Source organism: Verrucomicrobiia bacterium (assembly GCA_036405135.1).
GTDB lineage: Bacteria > Verrucomicrobiota > Verrucomicrobiia > Limisphaerales > JAEYXS01 > JAEYXS01.
Genome location: DASWYF010000002.1, coordinates 255,420 through 273,813 on the forward strand (window position 1 = coordinate 255,420; position 18,394 = coordinate 273,813).

Below are 18,394 nucleotides of genomic sequence, written 5' to 3' on the forward strand. Positions count from 1 at the left end.
TTATTTCTTCTCTTCCTCCACCCACTTCACGCTGTGATCACCCGTGACGGCAATGGTCTCCGGCGGATTATCGATACGGAAGTAAGACCACGGACCGGGGATGAACGGATACTTCTCCACGATACTTTCATCCACCTCGATACCGAGGCCCGGACCTTTCGGCACCGTGAGGTAACCGTTCTTGATCTCCATCGGTTCCGCGAGAATCTCATCGGCCGCAGGGAAGGCATACATGCCTTTGCGACCGCTATTCGAGTAGCAGGGATATTCGAGCCATTCCACGACGTTCTCACCCCAGCAGATGCCGAGATGCGCCGCCGCGAGGACTTCCAGCGTGGTGCCCCAGCTATGGAAAGCGAACTTCAAGTTAGCTTTGCCCACGGCATCAAAGAGGCGCTTACCCATCGCCACACCGCCCTGGCAGCACACGTCTGCCTGAATGTAATTCGCTGCCTTCGTATCGATGAGATCAAGGAAATCCGCTTCCGTTTGCTCATGCTCACCCGTGGCGACAGGGATAACTTTCGCGGCCATCAACTTGCGATATGCCGCATGGTCGTCGGGCGGGATGGGTTCCTCGAGCCACACGGGCTTGAACTCATTGATGGCCTTGGAGACTTCTACGACTGTGTCGTAGTTGTAGCTGTTGCTACCCATGCGCCACCAAGAGTGGGCATCGATCATCAGGCCGAAATCAGGTCCTGTCGCCGCACGCATTTTCTGAACGGTCTCAATGTCCTTATCTGGTCCGAGCGCGGGACGCATCTTGTAAGCAGGGAAACCCATCGCCTTCACCGCGGCGGCTTCTTCCGCGAACTTATCCGGTGGCATATACATGCCCGCACTGCCGTAGAGCTTGATGGTATCGCGCTTGCGCCCGCCGATGATCTCGGAGAGCGGGCAGCCTTCGAAACGTGCGACGACATCCAGCACCGCGATCTCCACGGCGTAGTAAGTCTTCTTCACCTCGAGGTCCGCTTGAAAATTGAAGCTCGCCCATTGCCGCGGATCTTTGCCGATAAGGAATGGCGCGATGATGTCCTTGATCTCATGCACCGCGCGTTCATGCGCTGGGCCCGGAGCGAAACCTTTCAAACCCGTATCCGTCGTGACGCGGATATACATCGCGTCGCGCTTGAGGATGGTGCGTTCACCGCCGAAGAAAGGCAGTTTGATGGGCTCAGGAAACGCGTAGGACAACAGGAACGAATCAACCTTGGTGATTTTCAAAAGGACTCCTTTCCGTCGGGCAACGACGGTTCAAAATTCAAATATACTGGTGGCAAAAAATACATCAGGGACGGCGGGCGTTTTAAGGGGACGGGGCGGGGGTGTCGAGGATGGATTTTGAAATGACCAATGCCCAAATCCGAATGACGAAGGCTTAAACTCCGCGTTTTTCCCCAAACAACCTGATATGCAATCGATCCGTAAAATTAAACCCATGCTTTAAGCAAGTCTCCACCAACCAAGCCTGCCGCGCATCCAGATCCGCCACACTCGTCCCTTGTGGCATGAGATAAATTCGTCGGTTGGGGATGCCATACTTGCTCTGCAACGTCAGCACCTCTTGCAGATCCACCTCTTGGCTGATGACGAATTTGAAATACGCTTTGGGACTGCTCGCGTAAAACTTCAACACCTCAGGTCGTTCCCGCAGATGTTCTGCATTCGCTGAGTTTGCCAGCTTGGCCGAGACATTATAGTGCGTGAGTAGGGTGTCTAATTCAGGCGTCGGCAGAATGGTGCCATTCGTCTCGATCTCCACCGTATAGCTCGGATCAAGAGCTCGCAGACCTTTGATGACCGCGATCCAATCCGGCTGATGCAGCATCGGCTCGCCACCCGTCAGCACGATATTGCGGCTCGTATATTGATGAACCTCCGCCACGATCTCCTCCGTGGTCAGCTCGATGATTTGCTCTTCTTTGCGAAACTTCTGATAGCCCGGATTAGCATCGCGCAAATGTTTGAAAGGCGTGCCTGTCCAGTTCCAGGTGTAATCCGTATCGCACCAGATGCAGTGGAGATTGCAGAGCGAGGCGCGGATGAAAACGCTGGGCACACCGAGGCTGCGACCTTCGCCTTGCAGGCTGTGAAAGATCTCACCCTTACCATTGAGCCGCGCGATTTTCATTTACTCGTGTTTAACCACAGATGGACACAGATAAACATAGATTGGAGAATGGGAAAGCCGGGAGTTTGAACTGGTCCATCACAGGAGGGTTGACAGTCTCTAGTTGTGGTGACAAATTGTCATCGTGCGGATCATCAAGGAGTCATTCCTGCTGGCGATGGCGCGCAAGCATCCCAATGCTGCGCCGTATCTGGAGGGGTGGCGGAAGGCGGTTCGTGGTGCCCGATGGCATAATCTGGTGGATGTGCGGCAGATGTATGCCAGTGCTGATGGTGTGAAAGTGGCCAGCGGGCGGGTGATAGTGGTGTTCAATGCGGCTGGTAATAATTACCGTCTCATAGCCGCAGTGCATTACAACCGTCAGATTGTGTTTGTGTTGCGCTTTTTGACTCACGCCGAATATAGCAAAGATCAATGGAAGGACGAATTATGAAGACTCAACTGGCTTTTCGCTCTCTCCCCAAGACCTATCAAGGACTAGTGGAAATGCACATGCTGCGTCCGGTCCGTGATAAGGTGGAGTTCGAGAATGCGCTGGAGATGCTGGAGCCCATGGCTGGACACAAGTTGAATCGGGAGCAGGAGGATTATTTTGATGCTCTCTCCACGCTGGTAGAAGCCTATGAACGCGAGCACGTTCCACCTTCCGAGGTGAAAGGTATCGAATTGCTCCGTCACCTGCTGGAAGCAAATGATATGTCAGCGGCTGATCTGGCTAGACTACTCGGCTGTGACCGGAGTTTGGGCGTGCGTATTATGAACGGGGAGCGGCAATTGACCATTCCTCATATCAAGAAACTCGCGGAACGGTTCGGCTTACCGGTCGAAGTGTTTATCGATTGAGACAAGGTCCACTACGCCTGCGGTCCTCTATAAACACACTTCGCCGTGCACGTCTCCGCCACCACCACTTCACTGAGCAACGGCAGACGCGGCTTCAGTTCCTGCCAGATCCAGATGGCGAGATTCTCGCTCGTCGGGTTCTCCAGACCTTTCACTTCGTTCAGGTAATAGTGATCGAGGCGATCCCACAGCGGTTTGAAGGCGGCCTTCACATCGGCGTAATCCATCACCCAGCCGAAGCTCGGATCGACTTCGCCGGTGACGACGATCTCCACCTGAAAGCTGTGGCCATGCAGGCGACGGCATTTGTGCGTCTCCGGCAGGTGCGGCAGCAGGTGGGCGGCTTCGAATTGAAACGTGCGGCGTAAGTCCATTTTCATGCGGAATCTTTCTCCCAATCAGTCCATGTCACGAGGTCGCTGAGCGGCGGGCGGCCGTCATGACGCCATGTGAGGGGCGGTTTTTGCATCCGTCCCAGCGGGCAGATGCGCGTCACGCCCCATTGGGCGAAACGCAGGGCCAGTTTCTGCGCGGTGACATCCGTCGCCGCGAGGCCGACCGTGGAAATTTGCTGGCGTAGCGGCTCCAGCGTGCGGAGCAACTCTTCCTGATCCGTCAGTTGCTTCACGTAGATAAAGCGGTTCAGGCACGAAAGCTGGAAGTTGGTGTCATTCTCGAAGACGACCGTCCAAGCAGTAGAATTCTCGCTGCACCAGAGTTGCGTGTCAGGCAGATGCGCCGCGCGGACTTCGTAGAAAGCACGGCGCGTCTGGATTGCTGCGGCACTAAACGTATCCAATGGTCCACGCGGCTCGGCAGATTCACGGGCGGCCAATTCATCCGCGAGCTTGGCCGCGAACAGGGCCGGTTCCAATGCGCCATTCCGCTCCACATAGATGACATGCGGGCTGAGGCAACCGAGCTGATTCCACGCCACCACATCATCCGCCGCCTGCTTCACTACTTGGGCCAGAGTCCAATCGCTCATCATCTCGCGCGCGATGTAACCGAAGCTCACGCGGTGACCGTAGCCGAGGAAACGCACACGAAGAGGCACGCGTGAACGAATATCCGCCAGTGCTTCATCTGAGCCGGTGGCGGTCACGCAATCGGCTTCGGCGAAGAGCGCGCTTTCCAGTTCCCGCTCTCCACCGGGCCACTCAGCGAGTTCCAGGCACGCGCCGAGTTTCGCATCCGCTTCATAGAGCGAGTGCGCGAAGAGGCGTGGCAGATACGAGGCACCACGCGCACATTTCACGAACTGGGCGGAACGCGTGAGCAGTCCGAGGATCATGCTCATCCACGTAGGATTCGGCAGATTACCCGCCGCGATATGCACCAGCATATCCGGTCCGGTGACCATGGAGGTGCGATCTCCGATTCGCTCTTCCTTGCTCGCTGAAAACGTATCTAGGCGCTTCGTATGGCCGAGTTCCTGCGATAGTAGTGTTTCGAGGTTTTCTTCCGTGATCTGGCTGAAGAAATCATCAAGGCCGCGCTCCAATGTGTGGCGGGAAAAGCCCGTCTGTTGCGGGCCGTTTTCCAAAGCCATCTGGCGGAAAGGATAAGTTTTCTTCTGCCAGTTCTCCGCCACTTCGCAAAGCACGCGGATGATCGCCGTGGTGGAACGCTGCGCGAGGAACTGCACCCGGTTCCGCTTCAACGTCTGGCACGCCTCCGCGATGAGCGGCCCGGTGAGGGTGGCTTCGGGCGGTAGGTCAGCGAGGAAGTAGTTGGGCAGATTCATGCGCGTTCTCAGTTAGTTTTAGCCGCGGGATGCAACGCTTCTTCTTTTTCGCGCTTCTGGATGGCTTTTAGGCAAGGCAGGCCGAACAGGGAGATCAGCACTGTTGCGGTCAGCAAGCCAAACAGCGGAAGATATACGGTGGGATTACCCGCACCGGTCTCATCCACTCTTCTGACCCATTCACCGAGGATCCACGGGGCGAGACTGCCGATACCACCGCCGATGGTGATGAACACGCCGAAGATACGTCCACGCACTGAATCCGGCACCGATTCCATCAGCACGGCTTCGATCATCGGATACGTGCCCATGAAGAAGAAGCCGTAAACGAACAACGGCGCGAAGATCCATTCAGAGGGGAAGAGCGGTGTGATGGAGACCAATACACCCGCAATCACGAGCACGATGGCAGTCCATTTGAAACGATCGGTCACGCGACCGAACACGAGATTGCTCAAGCTGGCCGCGAGGAAGATGATGCTCAGCGTGGAGCCTGTCAGCTTGGTGTCAAAATGATGTGCCTTTTGTAGAAAGAGCGAGGTAAGACTACCCATGCCGAAGCCCGTGAAATCACGCAGGCCGAAAAAGAATGACGCTCCAATAAACAAGACCCACAGCGCAGTTGTGGGAAAGAGAGGAGTTTTCACTTCTGGGCTGCTTTGAGCATGCTCCGCCGATTTACTGTCCGAGGCAAACCTGTTAAAAATGACGGCCATGATGAGGCCAGCCAGACCGAGTTCAAAAACCGGTTTACGCCAAGCAGATGGGCCGATCATCGGCTCCAGCATCTCTGCACGCCAACCGGAATAGATAGGGCCGATGAGAAATCCAATGCCGGCACCAATCCCCAGCAGACCGATGGCGCGGCCGGTGCTTTCGGGATAGAGGCGGGCGATAAGTGAGGTCGCTGCGGGATGAAAGAGGCTGCCACCAAGGCCAGCGAGAACCACGAAGCCCAAAGCAGCAGGATAATCACCCGCATGCGCCAGACCGATAAAACCCAGACCATTGACCGCCAAGCCGATGCTTAGGAGATTCTTTTTGCTGAATTTATCCGCCAAAACGCCGGCCAGATAGCTGGGCAGGAAATAGGAGATCATCATCACGGTGACCAGCGACGTGGCTTTGCCCACGCCATCGAGTTCCAAGTCATCCCGGATGAGCAAATAGAGCGGGATCAGCGCGACTTGATAGACATGCGTGAAGGCATGCAGCGCGGCACTCAGGAAGAGTGTTCTTGGACGATGGTCGTTCGTGGCGGTCATTTCAGAAGTTTTATTTATATCACATCACCGGGCCATCAGCGAGCAGCCGCGCGGCTCGGCTTGAACAGCGCGGCCCAGCAACTCAAAGCCATCGGCATGGCGGATGGCGAGGTCTTCCGTCTGGACCGCCGCAATAGACCACACGTTCGCGAGATCGTGAATCCGTACCAGACCGGTTTCGCCGATCGCCGCCTCCAACCCCGTTTCCGGTGAAACGACGACGACGCGTGCCCATGGTGGAAATTGAAAACGCCGTGGAGCAGGGGAATCGCAAACGCGATCGTAAGCCTGCGAGCTTAGTTCGCTCATGCCGTATTCGCAGAGGATGGCGGTGTCAGGCAGGCCAAGACGCTGAGCGAGCAGTCGATGCAATTCCGCTTTCGGCAGTTCGCGTGAACGCCCCTTGTAGCCGCCCGTTTCCATCAGGCGCGAACCAGTGGGTAATTGGAAATGCAGGCTACGTGTTTCGAGTTCATCGAGGAGATGAACAAAAAGAAATGCGGTGCCGAGGAGCAGGACGGGTTGTCCCGTGGCGATCGCATTTTCCAAGGTCGTGAACACTTCCGGGAAACGGATTTCCCATGCTTTGTTCGTGCCTAATTCACCATAAAATTTAGGCGTGCCCATTCCGAAGCTCTTTTGCACGGACTCAAACATGTGGATGAGCGAGGAGTGAGGGCAGGATGAGGGCGGGGGAGTGAGGGCGAGGTATTGCAGGGAAGGGGCACCCCTCACCCCGGCCCTCTCCCCTCCGAGGGGCGAGGGTGATGGGGGCTGCGTTTCGGCTTTGGATGTGTCGTTGAAGTGCGTGGCCGCTCTTACTGCCGGCTGGAATCCGGCAGCACTTTGCAGCACATGCTTCGCAAACCAGGGCAGCAATGAGGTCTCATAAACCGCCAATGAATCCGCACTATGAAAATGGCGGCTGGGGCGTTGCTCCGTGGTGCCGCTGGAATGGAAGACGTTTGTGCGCTCTTCCGGCGGTAACGAAGTCAGTTCCAAATCTTTGAATGCCGTCGTGGGTAAAGCTGGGATGTCGCGCCAAGCCGTTACCGTTTGCGGTGTCTTACGGCGGCGGTTACAAAGATTCCGATAGGGGACGATGCTATCGTATTGGAGCTGGAACAGTTGGAGTGCTAGGGCTTGAAATTCAGCCTCGCCCAAGGATTCAGGCTGCTGTGAGGCACGGGAAATCGCGTCGCCTAGGCGACGAGCGAATGCATGAAATGGACGCTGTTCTGTCATGTGCGGTTTTAATTGGGACGTTGGGTAACGTCTCCGGCTGGTTTTCCGCGACAGCCGGATGGATAATGAAGCAGGTCAGGGCTGCTTGTGCAAGGGGCAGTTTGGTGTCAAAAAATTGCAGGCGTGCCTTTTTCGAGCTGGATCGAGGTTGGCACAGGGAAATCTACAACGTGTTCCCAAACGGCAACCCCAAAGACGATTTTCTTCTCAAATCGTCCGTCGAAATCATCATCACGGAGCACCCAATCGCGATCTGCCCAGCCGGGAAAGCTATGTTTTTCCAAATCCGCTTTTCCATCTCCGTTCCGATCATGATAGGTAACGACTTCGATATCCTTTGTCGCAGGTGGAGTTGTATCGGGTTGAGTTTCCGTTGTGCAGGAAACGAACATGACAAGACCACAAAGACCCAGTGCCAAAACCAGCGTCTTCAAGTTATTGGTCATGGCTGAAATTCTCAGTCTTGCCCGCCCGTCTGCTCCACATGCTCATCCAGCTCTTTCGCAAACGCATCACGTGTCAGTTCGATGTGCTCTTTCAGCAGGGCCGCATCGGCAGGGGTGAGATTTCCACGGGTCTTGAATTCCAGCATCTCCAGCAGGTCGATGAACATCTTGGCGGATTCCAAGTCCTTCGGAGCCGTCGCGCCCGTATCAGGATCAGCCACACGCCCCAGCATCATCATGGCGAGCTGCGAATGCTGCAGGACGAGGCCGGTGAACAGGTGGGACATGATCTCATCGCGCGAGGCCTGGTCCAGAGATTCATCTGACGGGAACGAAAATTTCATTTCGCACCAGTGTTGCGGGCACGTTCAATCAGCGCGAGCAGGAAATGCACGAGGTGTTTCAGGCGTTCATCGATCTCTGGGGTCTCCAAAAGGACCTGCCGTTCGGCCGCACTGGTGAGCAAGGTGCCGCCCACGGCATCCACGAAGATCTCCGGGTCTTGTAACTGCTCGATCTGTCGCAGGAAGTGTTGGTAAGAATCCGTAGCCTGAGCCGTCATGGTGGCATCATTTTCATTCGCCGGAAGTTTCTTGAGTAGCTCGGCTCCGGGATAAAAACCCTCATCAAAAATAATTTTTATCAGTTCCCGGGCCTTCACCATGAGGGCTTCGGCGATGCCCGGATTCAGCAAGTTTGGCTGGAAAACCGCGATTTCGTGGACGCGGTAGGGCTTGGACTGGATCATCTTGCCCAACTGAATTCGCTTCATTCCTTGAACAATCATCTGCGACGTGCCGTCTTTATTCTGGACGGATGCGCGGATGATGCCGACGCCGGCCACCTCGGATGGGGTCTCGCGGACCCTGTCCGGACGTTGCAGGGCTACTGAAAACAATCGGTGCGAAGAAAGCGCATCGGCCAGCATGGTCCGGTAACGCGGTTCGAAAATGTAGAGCGGTAGAATGGTATGCGGGAATAGTGTGGCATTCGGCAATACCATGACGCCTATCTCTGACGGCAAATCCATGTGAATAATCTAAGTCTGACTGGTAAGGATGCAAGCGGCATAGGGCGTGCTGAAAACAATGGCGGGTAACGAGCAAGTTGCACGGACGCCTTTACAAAACAGATAACCGAAAGCAAACTAGGTCTATGAAGTCGAAAGTAGTAATAATTATTTTGGTGGTTGCCTGCGGATTGCTGGCTCTTTCATGGCGTCGAGACAAGAGCCTCGCCACCAAGATGAAAGTGGAGAAGGATCAAGTCATCGAGACGAAATCCAGCGAGATTGTGAAGATTCGTGGCGACCTGGAAAATCAGAAGAAGGTGAATGAGAAACTGGACTCCACGGTGCAGAGCCTGACCCAGGAGACGGTCACTTTGTCCAATAATCTGACTCGCACATCAACAGATCTGGCCAATACGAGCAACGATCTCTCCAAAACGGCAGCCCAATTGAAGCAAGTTTCGCAAGAGGCTGCTGATACGAAGAAGCGCGCCGAGCTGGCTGCGGAAACTGCTCGTCAGGAGATCGCCAAGCGTGATGCTCAAATCGCGGAACTGGAAACGAATCGCGACCAATTGACCCAGAAGATGGGGCAACTCAGCACCTCTATCCAAGGCTTGGAAAAGAACATCGCCGAGACTCAGCAGAAACTGACAGCCGCCCAAGGCGATAAAGATTTTCTCCTCAAGGAGTTGAAACGCTTGCAATCCGAAAAGGCAGAACTGGAACGCCAGATGGCCGATCTCGAATTCCTCCGCGCCCAGATTTCTCAATTGAAAGAAGAGTTGAACATCCAGAAGCGTCTGGAATGGATTCGCCGTGGTATCTACGGTGCAGGTGACATCCGCAAGGGTGGTCAATTGATGCAGGACGGCTTCGTGAAGCCTCCGTCTGGCAAGGATAAGGGCACGAATGCGGCTCCGACGCTTGATGTCGAGATCCGTCGGGATGGCGGCGTGAAGATCAATTCACCCACCAACGCCCCGGCTGCGCCTCCGGCGCCGAAATGAGCCTCCGCGCGCCGCTCATAGATTCTCACGGTCGGGTGATGCGTGATTTGCGCGTCAGCATTACCGACCGATGCAACTTTCGCTGCCTCTACTGTCTCCCTGAGACGGAAGAGGCAGCGAACTTTTACCGCTCCAAGTTCGACATCCTGCGCAATCCCAATCCCGCGAAACCCATCGCCCTGAATTGGAAACCCAAGGCGCAGATTCTTACCTTGGAGGAGATTGAGCGCGTGGTGCGTATCTTCGCTGGCTTCGGTGTCGATAAGATCCGCATCACGGGGGGCGAACCGCTCTTGCGTAAGGGCGTGGAGAATCTGGTGGCGGGCGTGGCGAAGATTCCGGGTATCGAAGACATTGCCATCACCACGAACGGTTTTCATTTTCAGGAGAAGGCACAGGCCCTCAAGGCTGCTGGACTGAAGCGCGTGAGCTTCAGTCTCGATTCGTTAGATCACGCTAATTTCAAAAAGATCACTGGCCGCGATGGTCTTCAGGAAGTACTGGATGGCATCCAGCTCGCGCGGCGACTCGGCTTCACACCCGTCAAGGTGAATGCCGTGCTCATCCGGGGTGTGAATGATCATGAGTTAGAAGCACTCGCTGAATTCGCGCGCGCAGAAGATATTTCCTTTCGATTCATCGAATTCATGCCCTTGGATTCCAAGCACGCTTGGCAGAAAGATTTGGTCATCAGCGCGAAAGAGATTTTAGCGCGTTTGCAGGCGAAGTTCGATCTGCGACCGGTGAAGTCAGTGAACCTTTCAGAGACAGCCAAACGCTGGGCGTTCCCGGATGGGCGAGGTGAGATCGGCATCATCGCACCTGTGAGCGAGCCGTTCTGTGGCCATTGCAATCGCATCCGGCTCACGGCGGATGGCCAGATACGCACCTGCTTGTTCAGTCTAGGTGAGCACGATTTGAAGCCGCTCCTGCGCGGTGGTGCGAGTGATGAGGAAATCCAGAAACGCCTGCGTGCTATTGTGTGGCAAAAAGAAGATCGCCATCACATCGGCGAACCGGAGTTCCAGCAACCCGAACGCTCGATGAGCTGCATCGGAGGTTGAGCGATTACTGGCTAAGATCGGTGACGCGGATATTGCGGAAGCGGATCACAGCCTTGTCATCGTGATTCTGTAGACCGAGATAACCTTTCAAGGAACGGGCTGGGGTGTGATCCACGATCTGCTCACCATTGTGCCACACCTGCACGCGCGGGCCGCGAGCTTCGATCTTCAGCGTGTTCCATTCATTCGCCGGTTTGGACATGTTCTTCGTAGGGGCGACCACATCGTAGAGTGAGCCGGTGGTGAACTTCTTTGGTTCACGTCCATGGTCATCTAAGATTTGGATTTCGTGACCGGTGAAGGCCGGGTTTTTCTCAATGGCGGAGCGGATGAAGACGCCGCTATTGCCTTTCTCATTCACTGAGTATTCCAGCTCCCAGATGAAGTCGGTGTATTCTTTTTCCGTGCGCAGCCAGGAGCCGCTTTTCTCCGGATTGGTCGTCCATTCGACGCCTTTGCGTCCGACGATCTCGCCATTTTCCACCGTCCATTCACCGCCATGTAGCTTTACCCAGCTATCGAAATTCTTACCGTTGAAAAGAGTCTGCGGACCTTTGCTCGCGCTGCCAGTGGCGCAAGCGGTGAGCAGGCATAAGGCGATGAGGGTGCAAAAACGGGTCATGCTTCTAATAAAGTTCAGGTTTGTTTTCTCCGCCAGTCTTTTTCCAGCAAGTGACAAGCAAAATTGCTCTGATGCGATTTATTGCTTCCCAGCTTTCGGCCATCGTTCATCATCCGCCCATGCTTTCGTCTGCGGACATCAAGACAGTTCACTTCATCGGAATTTGCGGCACAGCCATGGCCTCTGCGGCTGCTGCCATGCAAGAGCGCGGCTTCAAAGTGACCGGTTCGGATCAAGGCGTGTATCCGCCCATGTCCACCTTCCTCGCGGAGAAAAAGATCGAGGTGTTCTCCGGCTACAGCGAAGCGAATCTGGCACATAATCCTGATCTGGTGGTGATCGGCAATGCCATCTCGCGCGGCAATCCTGAAGCAGAACTGACGCTCGATAAGAAACTGCGTTACTGTTCGTTGCCGGAATTGTTGAAAGAATTTTTCATCCGCGGCAAACGCTCGTTGGTGGTTAGCGGCACGCATGGGAAAACGACTACGACGTCCTTGCTCACATGGGTGTTTGAACATGCGTGGAAAAATCCCAGTTACCTGATCGGTGGTATCCCGACGAATCTGGGGCAGGGCGCGCGATTCACGAACAGCGAATGGTTCATCATCGAAGGTGATGAGTATGACACCGCGTTCTTCGACAAGCGCAGCAAGTTCATCCATTACCTGCCGGAAGTGGCGATCGTGAACAACCTGGAGTTCGATCACGCGGACATCTTCGCAGACCTCGCGGCGGTGCAAAAGTCATTCACGCATCTGCTGCGCTTGGTGCCGCGCAATGGCTTGATCGTGGCGAATGGCGATGAGGCGAATCTGCAGCCGTTGCTCAACGTGAAGTTCGCACCAGTGAAACGTTTTGGCCTGAGTGCGGGCAATGACGTGCGCGCTGAGTCTTTGGATTTGCGCGATAGCAGTTCACGTTTTGCGCTGGATGGTTTCACATTCGAGATTCCGTTGGTGGGTGAATTGAACGTGCGCAATGCTCTGGCAGTCGCGACGGCGGCGAAGCATTGCGGCCTGACGAATGAACAGATTCAGGGCGGTTTCAGCACGTTCAAAGGCATCAAGCGCCGCATGGAGGTGAAGGGCGATGCGGGTGGCGTGACGGTGATCGATGATTTCGGGCATCATCCCACAGCGATCAAGGAAACGGTGCGTGCGTTGCGCGTGAAATATCCGGATCGTCCGCTCTGGGCGATCTTTGAGCCACGTTCCAATACCACACGGCGAAATGTGTTTCAGCAGGAGATGGCTGAGGCTTTGGCACTAGCGGATGCCGTAGTGGTGTCTGAGGTGGCGCGCCTGGAATTGCTCGCGGTGAATGAACGCATGGACCCGGCAAAGCTGATGGCGGACTTACAGACGGCGGGGCGTCCGGCGGCTTATCTACCCACGGTGGAAGCCATCGTGGAACATGTGGGGCAGCAGGCGAAACGTGGGGATGTGGTGTGCGTGTTCAGCAACGGCGGGTTTGGTGGGATACATGACAAGCTGCTGCAGCGGTTGGGGAAGTAATGTGCTGCCGGCATCTTGCCGGCAGTAAAGGGGCTGACGCAGCTAAAGTAAGATTGCGAAGATTCAGCAGCTTAGCTGTTAGCCGACAGGTTTAGGCGTTCGGATGTTCGGAAGAATGTGCTTCGTCGGGTGCCTCAATCCTGCTGGCAAGATGCCAGCAGCACGGGGCTGCGTGCTTCGTCGGGCTACACCTTTCCGATCCATTGCCGGTCTTCCCAGACGGCTTTGATGGAGGTCACGTTGCGCGAGTCGAAGACGTGTTTCGCGGCCTTTACCACGTTGCCTTTTTTTAGGCTCTGCCAGGCATCACTGGCGCTGATGGCGACGAATTGGAGGATGCTGGGATCGCGGTAGCAATCGATCATGCAGCGGGTGCAGCCATCACGGATGAGCTTGGAGTCATCCCAGTCATACACGTTGCACATTGGGGTTTCCCAGAAGTGGCAGCGATAAAGGTTCAGGTGCCAATCGAGATAGAAATATTTGTGACCGCCGAGGCAGCCGAACTTTTCTTTTTCCCCGCGCAGATGACGCTGCATCTCGGTCAGTGATTCCGTGGGGTTCACCACGGGGTAACCGCTGTTGTGCTTCATCCGCTTGATTTGCTCGAAGACTTCGAGCAGTTCGTTGTTGTTGAAGTTCACCAGGCCGCCATCGCTGAAGCTGAGGTAGCTGGATTGCAGGCTGGTGAGGGGATAGCTGAACGTGCAGCTCTTGAAGCCGACGGATTCGAGGAAAGCGGGGAGCTTCTCGTAATCTTCGATCAGGCGGCTCGCGGTGATGCTCGCGGTGGTCTGGATGCCGACGCTTTGGAAATATTCGTTCGCGCGTTTGATCTTGCGGCAGACATCGGGCAGACCGCGATTCTTCTCGTGCTTCTGTACATCGTGCGCATCGATGGACATGATGACGCTGCTGAGGCCGTCGCTGGCCAGCGCCTTCATGTTGTCCTCGTTCCACAGGCCGCCGTTCGTGCAGATCATCGGGTGGATGCCGCGCTCGGCAGCATAACGGATCATGGCGCGGAGATCGCGATGGACCATGGGCTCACCACCGACGAAGAGCAGGTAGCCGATGTGATTTTTCAGCGCGATGTCGATGACGTCGGTAGCTTCCTTCAGTGTGACGCTACGGCGGGCTTTGGGATCGAACTTGGAACGGGCGAAGCCGCAGAAGCCGCAATCGGCATTGCAGATGTTCGTGATGGCAAATTGCAGGTAACCGGGGCCGCCATGGTCCAGCACCTCGCCGAGGAGCTTGAAGGGGCTCTTGCGCGGTTTTACCACGGGTGGCAAAGGGGTCGTAGCTGTGATGGGCTGATCGCTCATGGACAACGGCTTATGTTTCCGGCTGGCGGAAGATAGCGCAACTCTTGATTCGTGACGAATGGGTGAAGAAAGAAAGCAATGTGCTGCTGGCATCTTGCCGGCAGTAAGGGGGCTAGCGTGGTGGAATAAGGGGCCGAAGTAAAAGGTAGCGGGCGTATTCCGACAGGATAGGGTGAGTCTATATTTGCGGGGTTAAATGCTTCGGCGGGAGCGTTTGAACTGCCGGCTGGAATCCGGCAGCACAGGGTTTGCGTTTTGTAGTGGGATTTGGGTATAGTGATGGGATTATTGCCTTTAGTGGCGCTGAATGACGTTGAGTTTGGAACAATTAGGTTGGACGGAAGAGCTGGAAAAACAGTTCGCGCCGCATCGCGCCCAAGGGCTGATTCCGGCGCGCGTGGCGATTGAGGATAAGCATTATTTTCGTCTGTATACGGATGGCGGTCGGCTAACAGGGCAGTGTTCGGGAAAGATTTTGCATGAGTCCAAAAGCCCATCGGATTTGCCGAAGGTGGGTGATTGGGTGGTGGTCACGCCGTTGGAAACGGAGGGGAAGGCGACCATCCATGAGGTGATGCCGCGCAAGTCCTCGCTCTCGCGCAAGCTGACAGGGCGCGATGTGCAGGAGCAGATTTTGGTGACGAACATTGATCGGGCGTTCGTCGTGCAGGCGCTGGATCAGACGTTCAATATTCCCCGGTTGGAACGTATGCTGGTCATGGTGCGGGAAGGTGGGGCGCAACCGGTGATTGTCCTGAACAAGCTGGACCTGTGCGATGACGTGAAGGCGCGTGTGGCGGAAGCTGAGAAAGCGGCGGGCGATGCGCCGGTGCTGACGACGTGTGCCATCACTTGCAAGGGCATCAAAGCGATCAAAAAATTGATCAGCAAGCAGGACACGGTGGTGTTCTTCGGCACGTCCGGTGTGGGGAAGTCCACCTTGATCAATGATATTTACGGGGAGGATGTGTTACCGGTGGGTGATGTGCGGGATGAGGATTCCAAGGGACGGCATACGACGACTTGGCGTGAACTGATCCCGCTGCCGCAAGGGGGCATCGTGATCGATACGCCGGGTATGAGGGAGTTTTACGTGTGGCTGGCGGATGAGGGGTTGAATCGCGCGTTCGCAGATATCGATGAGGTGGCGGTGAATTGTCATTTCCGTGATTGCACGCACACGCAGGAGAAGAAGTGCGCGGTGCTGGATGCGCGGGCTGAGGGGAAGATCGATGAGGATCGGTATCAAAATTACGTGAAGCTGAGCAAGGAGCAGAAATTCCTCAAAGAAGTGAAACGGCAGAAGGGCTGGAAGACGCGAGAGAAGCACAGCCGCGTGCTGCATAGGGTGTTTAATAAGGGGTGAGTTAGAATTTTCTGACAAGAACTGTGGCCTCCCAATTTCAACTCATAGAAGGAGAAAAGAGGTCGGCCGTTTTGAGTGTTTGTAAGCTGTATCGTTACGAACTGCGTCGTGTGTGGGCTACAAATGAAGCCAATACCAAGTTGGTAGTCTTTATTGGGTTGAATCCTTCTACGGCAGATGCATTTCAGGATGATCAAACAATTCGGCGATGCCGAAATTTTGCCAAGAGCTGGAGCTTTGATGGGATGATCATGATCAACTTGTTTGCTTATCGGGCAACGAGTCCAAAAGTCATGAAAGCGCAATCCGATCCTTTCGGTCCTGAGAACGATTATTATTTCAAAAAAGCGCTGAAAGAATCCGCATTGGTAGTTGGAGCTTGGGGAGAACACGGCATTCTCAAGAATAGAGGGCCGATGGTTGCTGTGACTATTCCACAAATGATGTGTCTGGGAATAACCATGAATGGACAGCCTAGACATCCATCTCGGCTTCCGAATTCTGCACAGAAGTTTAGGTTTTCAGACAGAACGAATAAGTAGGGGCACCCCTCATCCTCAATCCTTCTCCCCTCCGAGGGGAGAAGGAGGAACGAAAGCGCTGGTCGTTACTGTGGGCTGTTGTGAAATTGTATGAGCAGATGCTTCGGCGCGGCCCCTACCTCTTGCGGACTTCGAACCATTGGGTGTTCCAGGCGTCTAGGTCAAGATAGAGGCCTTCTTTTTGGATTTCTTCGCGGGTGCGGTGGTGGAGTTCGGTTCCTAGGCGGTCTTGGAGCGTCCACTGAGCTGCGGTGGAGATTTCTAGGCGTACGCGGCATTGGCTGCGGTGGGCGGCGTAGTTTACTGCGATGAGTTCGAATTCATCGGCATTTTTCTGCCAGATGATCACGAAGAGGTTTTGGTGTGAGGGATTGCCTTCCCATGCAGGTAAAGATTCGGGGATGCGATGGGTGCCATCTTTTAGGGCGGTGGTTTGGCGTAGGGAGAAAAGTTTTTCGTAGAATGCGCGCAGTGAGGTGTTCGTTGGTTCTTCGGGGCGTCGCCAGAGTTGGACGGGCAGGTGGGCGCGTTGGCCTTCCATCTGGCCTTCGTAGAGGAGTTTCATACCCGGCAAAGCGAGCCAGAGCAGGGCGGCGGCTTTTTGGGCGGGTTCTTCAAGTTGAGCGGCGATGCGCGGTTCGTCGTGGTTTTCCAGAAAGTGTGTGCTGCGGGTTTGAACAGCATTTTCGCGATGGAGATGCGCTTGTAGCTTGTTCGTCTCACGATGAGCTACGTGATCGAGAAAATTCTTGTCGTAAGTGAAATTGAAACCGAGCTGTTGCAGTTGGGTTTCACGGCCCCAATAGGCTTCGGCTAGGAAGAGGAAATCGGGATGCTGCTGGCGAACTTGCGTGATGGCATCAGTCCAGAATTCGATCGGCAAAGTTAGCTGGCCGTTGGAGAAATGCTTCCATGTGTCTGCGAAAATATCGTTGAGCACGAGCATGGCCATGTCACAACGTACGCCGTCGCATAGCTGGGCGACGCGGAACAGTTTTTTAATCATTTCATGACGCGTGGTGGGGTTGCTATGGTTCAGTTGCGCGGTGTCCGTCCATGGATCGAAGTAGGGGTCTTTGCCGTGGGCGATCCAGTGTTTCTTGCCGTTGTGTGTGATGGGGAAAAAGCCGTTTTGCTTTTTGGGACTGTGAATGAGCAAGTCAGGGCGTTGCTGAATCCACGGGTGATCCAGGCCGATGTGATTCGGAATGAAATCGAGGATGAGGCGGAGGCCGTGGGTGTGTAATCGTGTGCGGAATTCTGTGAGTGCTGCTGTTCCACCGATCAGCGGGTCAGGTGTGTAGGCGCTGATGCCGTAGGGAGAGCCGCCCACATCAGATTCCTGCCAATCGGGTAACAGCTCGCGATAGCGCTTGAGCAACGAGGGCTGCTGCAAACCGTGCTGGCGGACGAGCGGGCCATTCGGCCAGACGCCCATGAGCCAGATGTGCGTGAAGCCGAGCGATTGCCAGCGTTTCAGCTCGGCGTCTGGAATGTCACGCAATGTGGCAGAGCGGCCAAGTTGGCGCGATAAGCCGGTGAGCAGGCAACGCGTGTTGATCTCGTAGAGCAAGGGATTGGGTGCGGTCACTTTTTGGGACCGCGACTGTGTGCCTAAAGCACCAGTCGCAGTGGGAACTTTGGCTAAAAACGGTTTTGAAATGGTTTGTAGCCGTTGATGATAGTTTCACACGCTGCGGCTGATTCCGCGAAGCGGAACACAGCCGCGGTCCAAAAACATTGCGCGGTCCGTTCGCTTAACAAGATCCGGGACAATCTTAGCTATTCAGGATTTTTAGGGCCTTCTTCGCGTTTGAGACGCGGGCGATGAGCAGGCCGCTCTTCGCTGCCGGGCTGGTGGCGCAGTAGCAGTATTCGATGTTGATCTTGGCTGCGGCCAGCTTGCGCGAGATGTCGGCCAAGGAGCCAGGTTTGTTGCCGCCTTCGATCATCAGGACTTCATTATCCACCACCAAGGTGCCGTGCTCTTCGAACACGCGCAGGGCGCGGTCGGGATTGCTCACGACCATGCGGATGACCGAGTGATCCACGGTATCGCTGGTGCTGATGGCGTAGATGTTGATCTTCTCGGCGGCCAGAACGTCGCAAACTTTGGCAAGCATGCCCGGTCGGTTGTCGAGGAAGAGGGCGAGTTGTCGTGTGATTTCCATAAAATCTGAATCACCTGAGGTTGGTTATACTTAGCACTGAATCGGAGGTTAGTCGAGGATGTAAAATGGATGCCGCTTTTGT

20 protein-coding genes are annotated in these 18,394 nt (G+C 55.2%); 7 read left to right on the forward strand and 13 right to left on the reverse strand.

Annotated features, from left to right (window positions below; translation table 11 throughout):
* The gene (locus VGH19_01175; protein ID HEY1169954.1) at positions 1-1,230 is read right to left on the reverse strand and encodes a mandelate racemase/muconate lactonizing enzyme family protein; all 1,230 of its coding nucleotides are present in this window, start codon (positions 1,228-1,230) and stop codon (positions 1-3) included.
* Positions 1,231-1,384: 154 nt separating this feature from the next.
* Entirely contained in the window at positions 1,385-2,137 is a 753-nt protein-coding gene (locus VGH19_01180; protein ID HEY1169955.1) for a 7-carboxy-7-deazaguanine synthase QueE, read from the reverse strand.
* 124 nt (positions 2,138-2,261) lie between these two features.
* On the opposite strand from VGH19_01180, the gene VGH19_01185 reads away from it, so the two are divergent.
* Together VGH19_01185 and VGH19_01190 are read left to right on the forward strand one after the other, a co-directional pair.
* A complete protein-coding gene (locus tag VGH19_01185) occupies positions 2,262-2,570 on the forward strand; it encodes a type II toxin-antitoxin system HigB family toxin (GenBank protein HEY1169956.1) in 309 nt (102 codons plus the stop codon).
* Positions 2,567-2,980, forward strand: coding sequence for a helix-turn-helix domain-containing protein (locus VGH19_01190; GenBank protein ID HEY1169957.1), 414 nt, complete (start codon positions 2,567-2,569; stop codon positions 2,978-2,980). Before VGH19_01185 ends, VGH19_01190 begins: the two co-directional genes overlap by 4 nt.
* An 11-nt stretch (positions 2,981-2,991) precedes the next feature.
* On the opposite strand, the gene queD is transcribed toward VGH19_01190, so the two are convergent.
* The 7 genes from queD to VGH19_01225 form a co-directional block, all read right to left on the reverse strand.
* On the reverse strand, positions 2,992-3,360 hold the full coding sequence (gene queD / locus VGH19_01195) for a 6-carboxytetrahydropterin synthase QueD (GenBank protein HEY1169958.1): 369 nt from the start codon (positions 3,358-3,360) through the stop codon (positions 2,992-2,994).
* Complete coding sequence (locus VGH19_01200; GenBank protein ID HEY1169959.1) at positions 3,357-4,727, reverse strand: acyl-CoA reductase; 1,371 nt, start codon at positions 4,725-4,727, stop codon at positions 3,357-3,359. Before VGH19_01200 ends, queD begins: the two co-directional genes overlap by 4 nt.
* A gap of 8 nt (positions 4,728-4,735) precedes the next feature.
* Positions 4,736-5,992 (reverse strand): MFS transporter, encoded by a 1,257-nt coding sequence (locus VGH19_01205; protein HEY1169960.1) that lies wholly within the window; start codon positions 5,990-5,992, stop codon positions 4,736-4,738.
* 24 nt (positions 5,993-6,016) lie between these two features.
* Entirely contained in the window at positions 6,017-7,237 is a 1,221-nt protein-coding gene (locus tag VGH19_01210) for a hypothetical protein (GenBank protein ID HEY1169961.1), read from the reverse strand.
* A gap of 107 nt (positions 7,238-7,344) precedes the next feature.
* Positions 7,345-7,683, reverse strand: a complete 339-nt coding sequence (locus VGH19_01215; GenBank protein ID HEY1169962.1) for a hypothetical protein — start codon at positions 7,681-7,683, stop codon at positions 7,345-7,347.
* Positions 7,684-7,694: 11 nt separating this feature from the next.
* Positions 7,695-8,027, reverse strand: a complete 333-nt coding sequence (locus VGH19_01220) for a DUF1844 domain-containing protein (protein ID HEY1169963.1) — start codon at positions 8,025-8,027, stop codon at positions 7,695-7,697.
* Positions 8,024-8,686: an LON peptidase substrate-binding domain-containing protein gene (locus VGH19_01225; GenBank protein HEY1169964.1), complete on the reverse strand. Its 663-nt coding sequence runs from the start codon at positions 8,684-8,686 to the stop codon at positions 8,024-8,026. The genes VGH19_01220 and VGH19_01225 overlap by 4 nt, the downstream gene beginning before the upstream one ends.
* A 152-nt stretch (positions 8,687-8,838) precedes the next feature.
* On the opposite strand from VGH19_01225, the gene VGH19_01230 reads away from it, so the two are divergent.
* Positions 8,839-9,702 (forward strand): hypothetical protein, encoded by an 864-nt coding sequence (locus tag VGH19_01230; protein HEY1169965.1) that lies wholly within the window; start codon positions 8,839-8,841, stop codon positions 9,700-9,702.
* Positions 9,699-10,766: a GTP 3',8-cyclase MoaA gene (moaA, locus tag VGH19_01235; GenBank protein ID HEY1169966.1), complete on the forward strand. Its 1,068-nt coding sequence runs from the start codon at positions 9,699-9,701 to the stop codon at positions 10,764-10,766. Before VGH19_01230 ends, moaA begins: the two co-directional genes overlap by 4 nt.
* 4 nt (positions 10,767-10,770) lie before the next feature.
* Here moaA and VGH19_01240 read toward each other — a convergent pair whose 3' ends face one another.
* Complete coding sequence (locus VGH19_01240; protein HEY1169967.1) at positions 10,771-11,388, reverse strand: DUF1080 domain-containing protein; 618 nt, start codon at positions 11,386-11,388, stop codon at positions 10,771-10,773.
* 71 nt (positions 11,389-11,459) lie between these two features.
* On the opposite strand from VGH19_01240, the gene mpl reads away from it, so the two are divergent.
* Entirely contained in the window at positions 11,460-12,905 is a 1,446-nt protein-coding gene (mpl, locus tag VGH19_01245; GenBank protein HEY1169968.1) for a UDP-N-acetylmuramate:L-alanyl-gamma-D-glutamyl-meso-diaminopimelate ligase, read from the forward strand.
* 185 nt (positions 12,906-13,090) lie between these two features.
* On the opposite strand, the gene VGH19_01250 is transcribed toward mpl, so the two are convergent.
* Positions 13,091-14,233: a radical SAM protein gene (locus VGH19_01250; protein HEY1169969.1), complete on the reverse strand. Its 1,143-nt coding sequence runs from the start codon at positions 14,231-14,233 to the stop codon at positions 13,091-13,093.
* A gap of 307 nt (positions 14,234-14,540) precedes the next feature.
* Here VGH19_01250 and rsgA point away from each other — a divergent pair, with 307 nt between their 5' ends.
* Positions 14,541-15,599 carry a ribosome small subunit-dependent GTPase A gene (gene rsgA / locus VGH19_01255; GenBank protein ID HEY1169970.1) on the forward strand — a complete coding sequence of 353 codons (1,059 nt, stop codon included), beginning with the start codon at positions 14,541-14,543 and terminating at the stop codon, positions 15,597-15,599.
* Positions 15,600-15,622: 23 nt separating this feature from the next.
* Entirely contained in the window at positions 15,623-16,141 is a 519-nt protein-coding gene (locus VGH19_01260; GenBank protein HEY1169971.1) for a DUF1643 domain-containing protein, read from the forward strand.
* A gap of 115 nt (positions 16,142-16,256) precedes the next feature.
* Here the strand turns inward: VGH19_01260 and VGH19_01265 are convergent, their stop codons facing one another.
* Positions 16,257-17,732, reverse strand: a complete 1,476-nt coding sequence (locus tag VGH19_01265) for an alpha-amylase family glycosyl hydrolase (protein ID HEY1169972.1) — start codon at positions 17,730-17,732, stop codon at positions 16,257-16,259.
* A gap of 187 nt (positions 17,733-17,919) precedes the next feature.
* On the reverse strand, positions 17,920-18,312 hold the full coding sequence (locus tag VGH19_01270) for an ACT domain-containing protein (GenBank protein HEY1169973.1): 393 nt from the start codon (positions 18,310-18,312) through the stop codon (positions 17,920-17,922).
* Between the last annotated feature and the right edge of the window lie 82 nt (positions 18,313-18,394).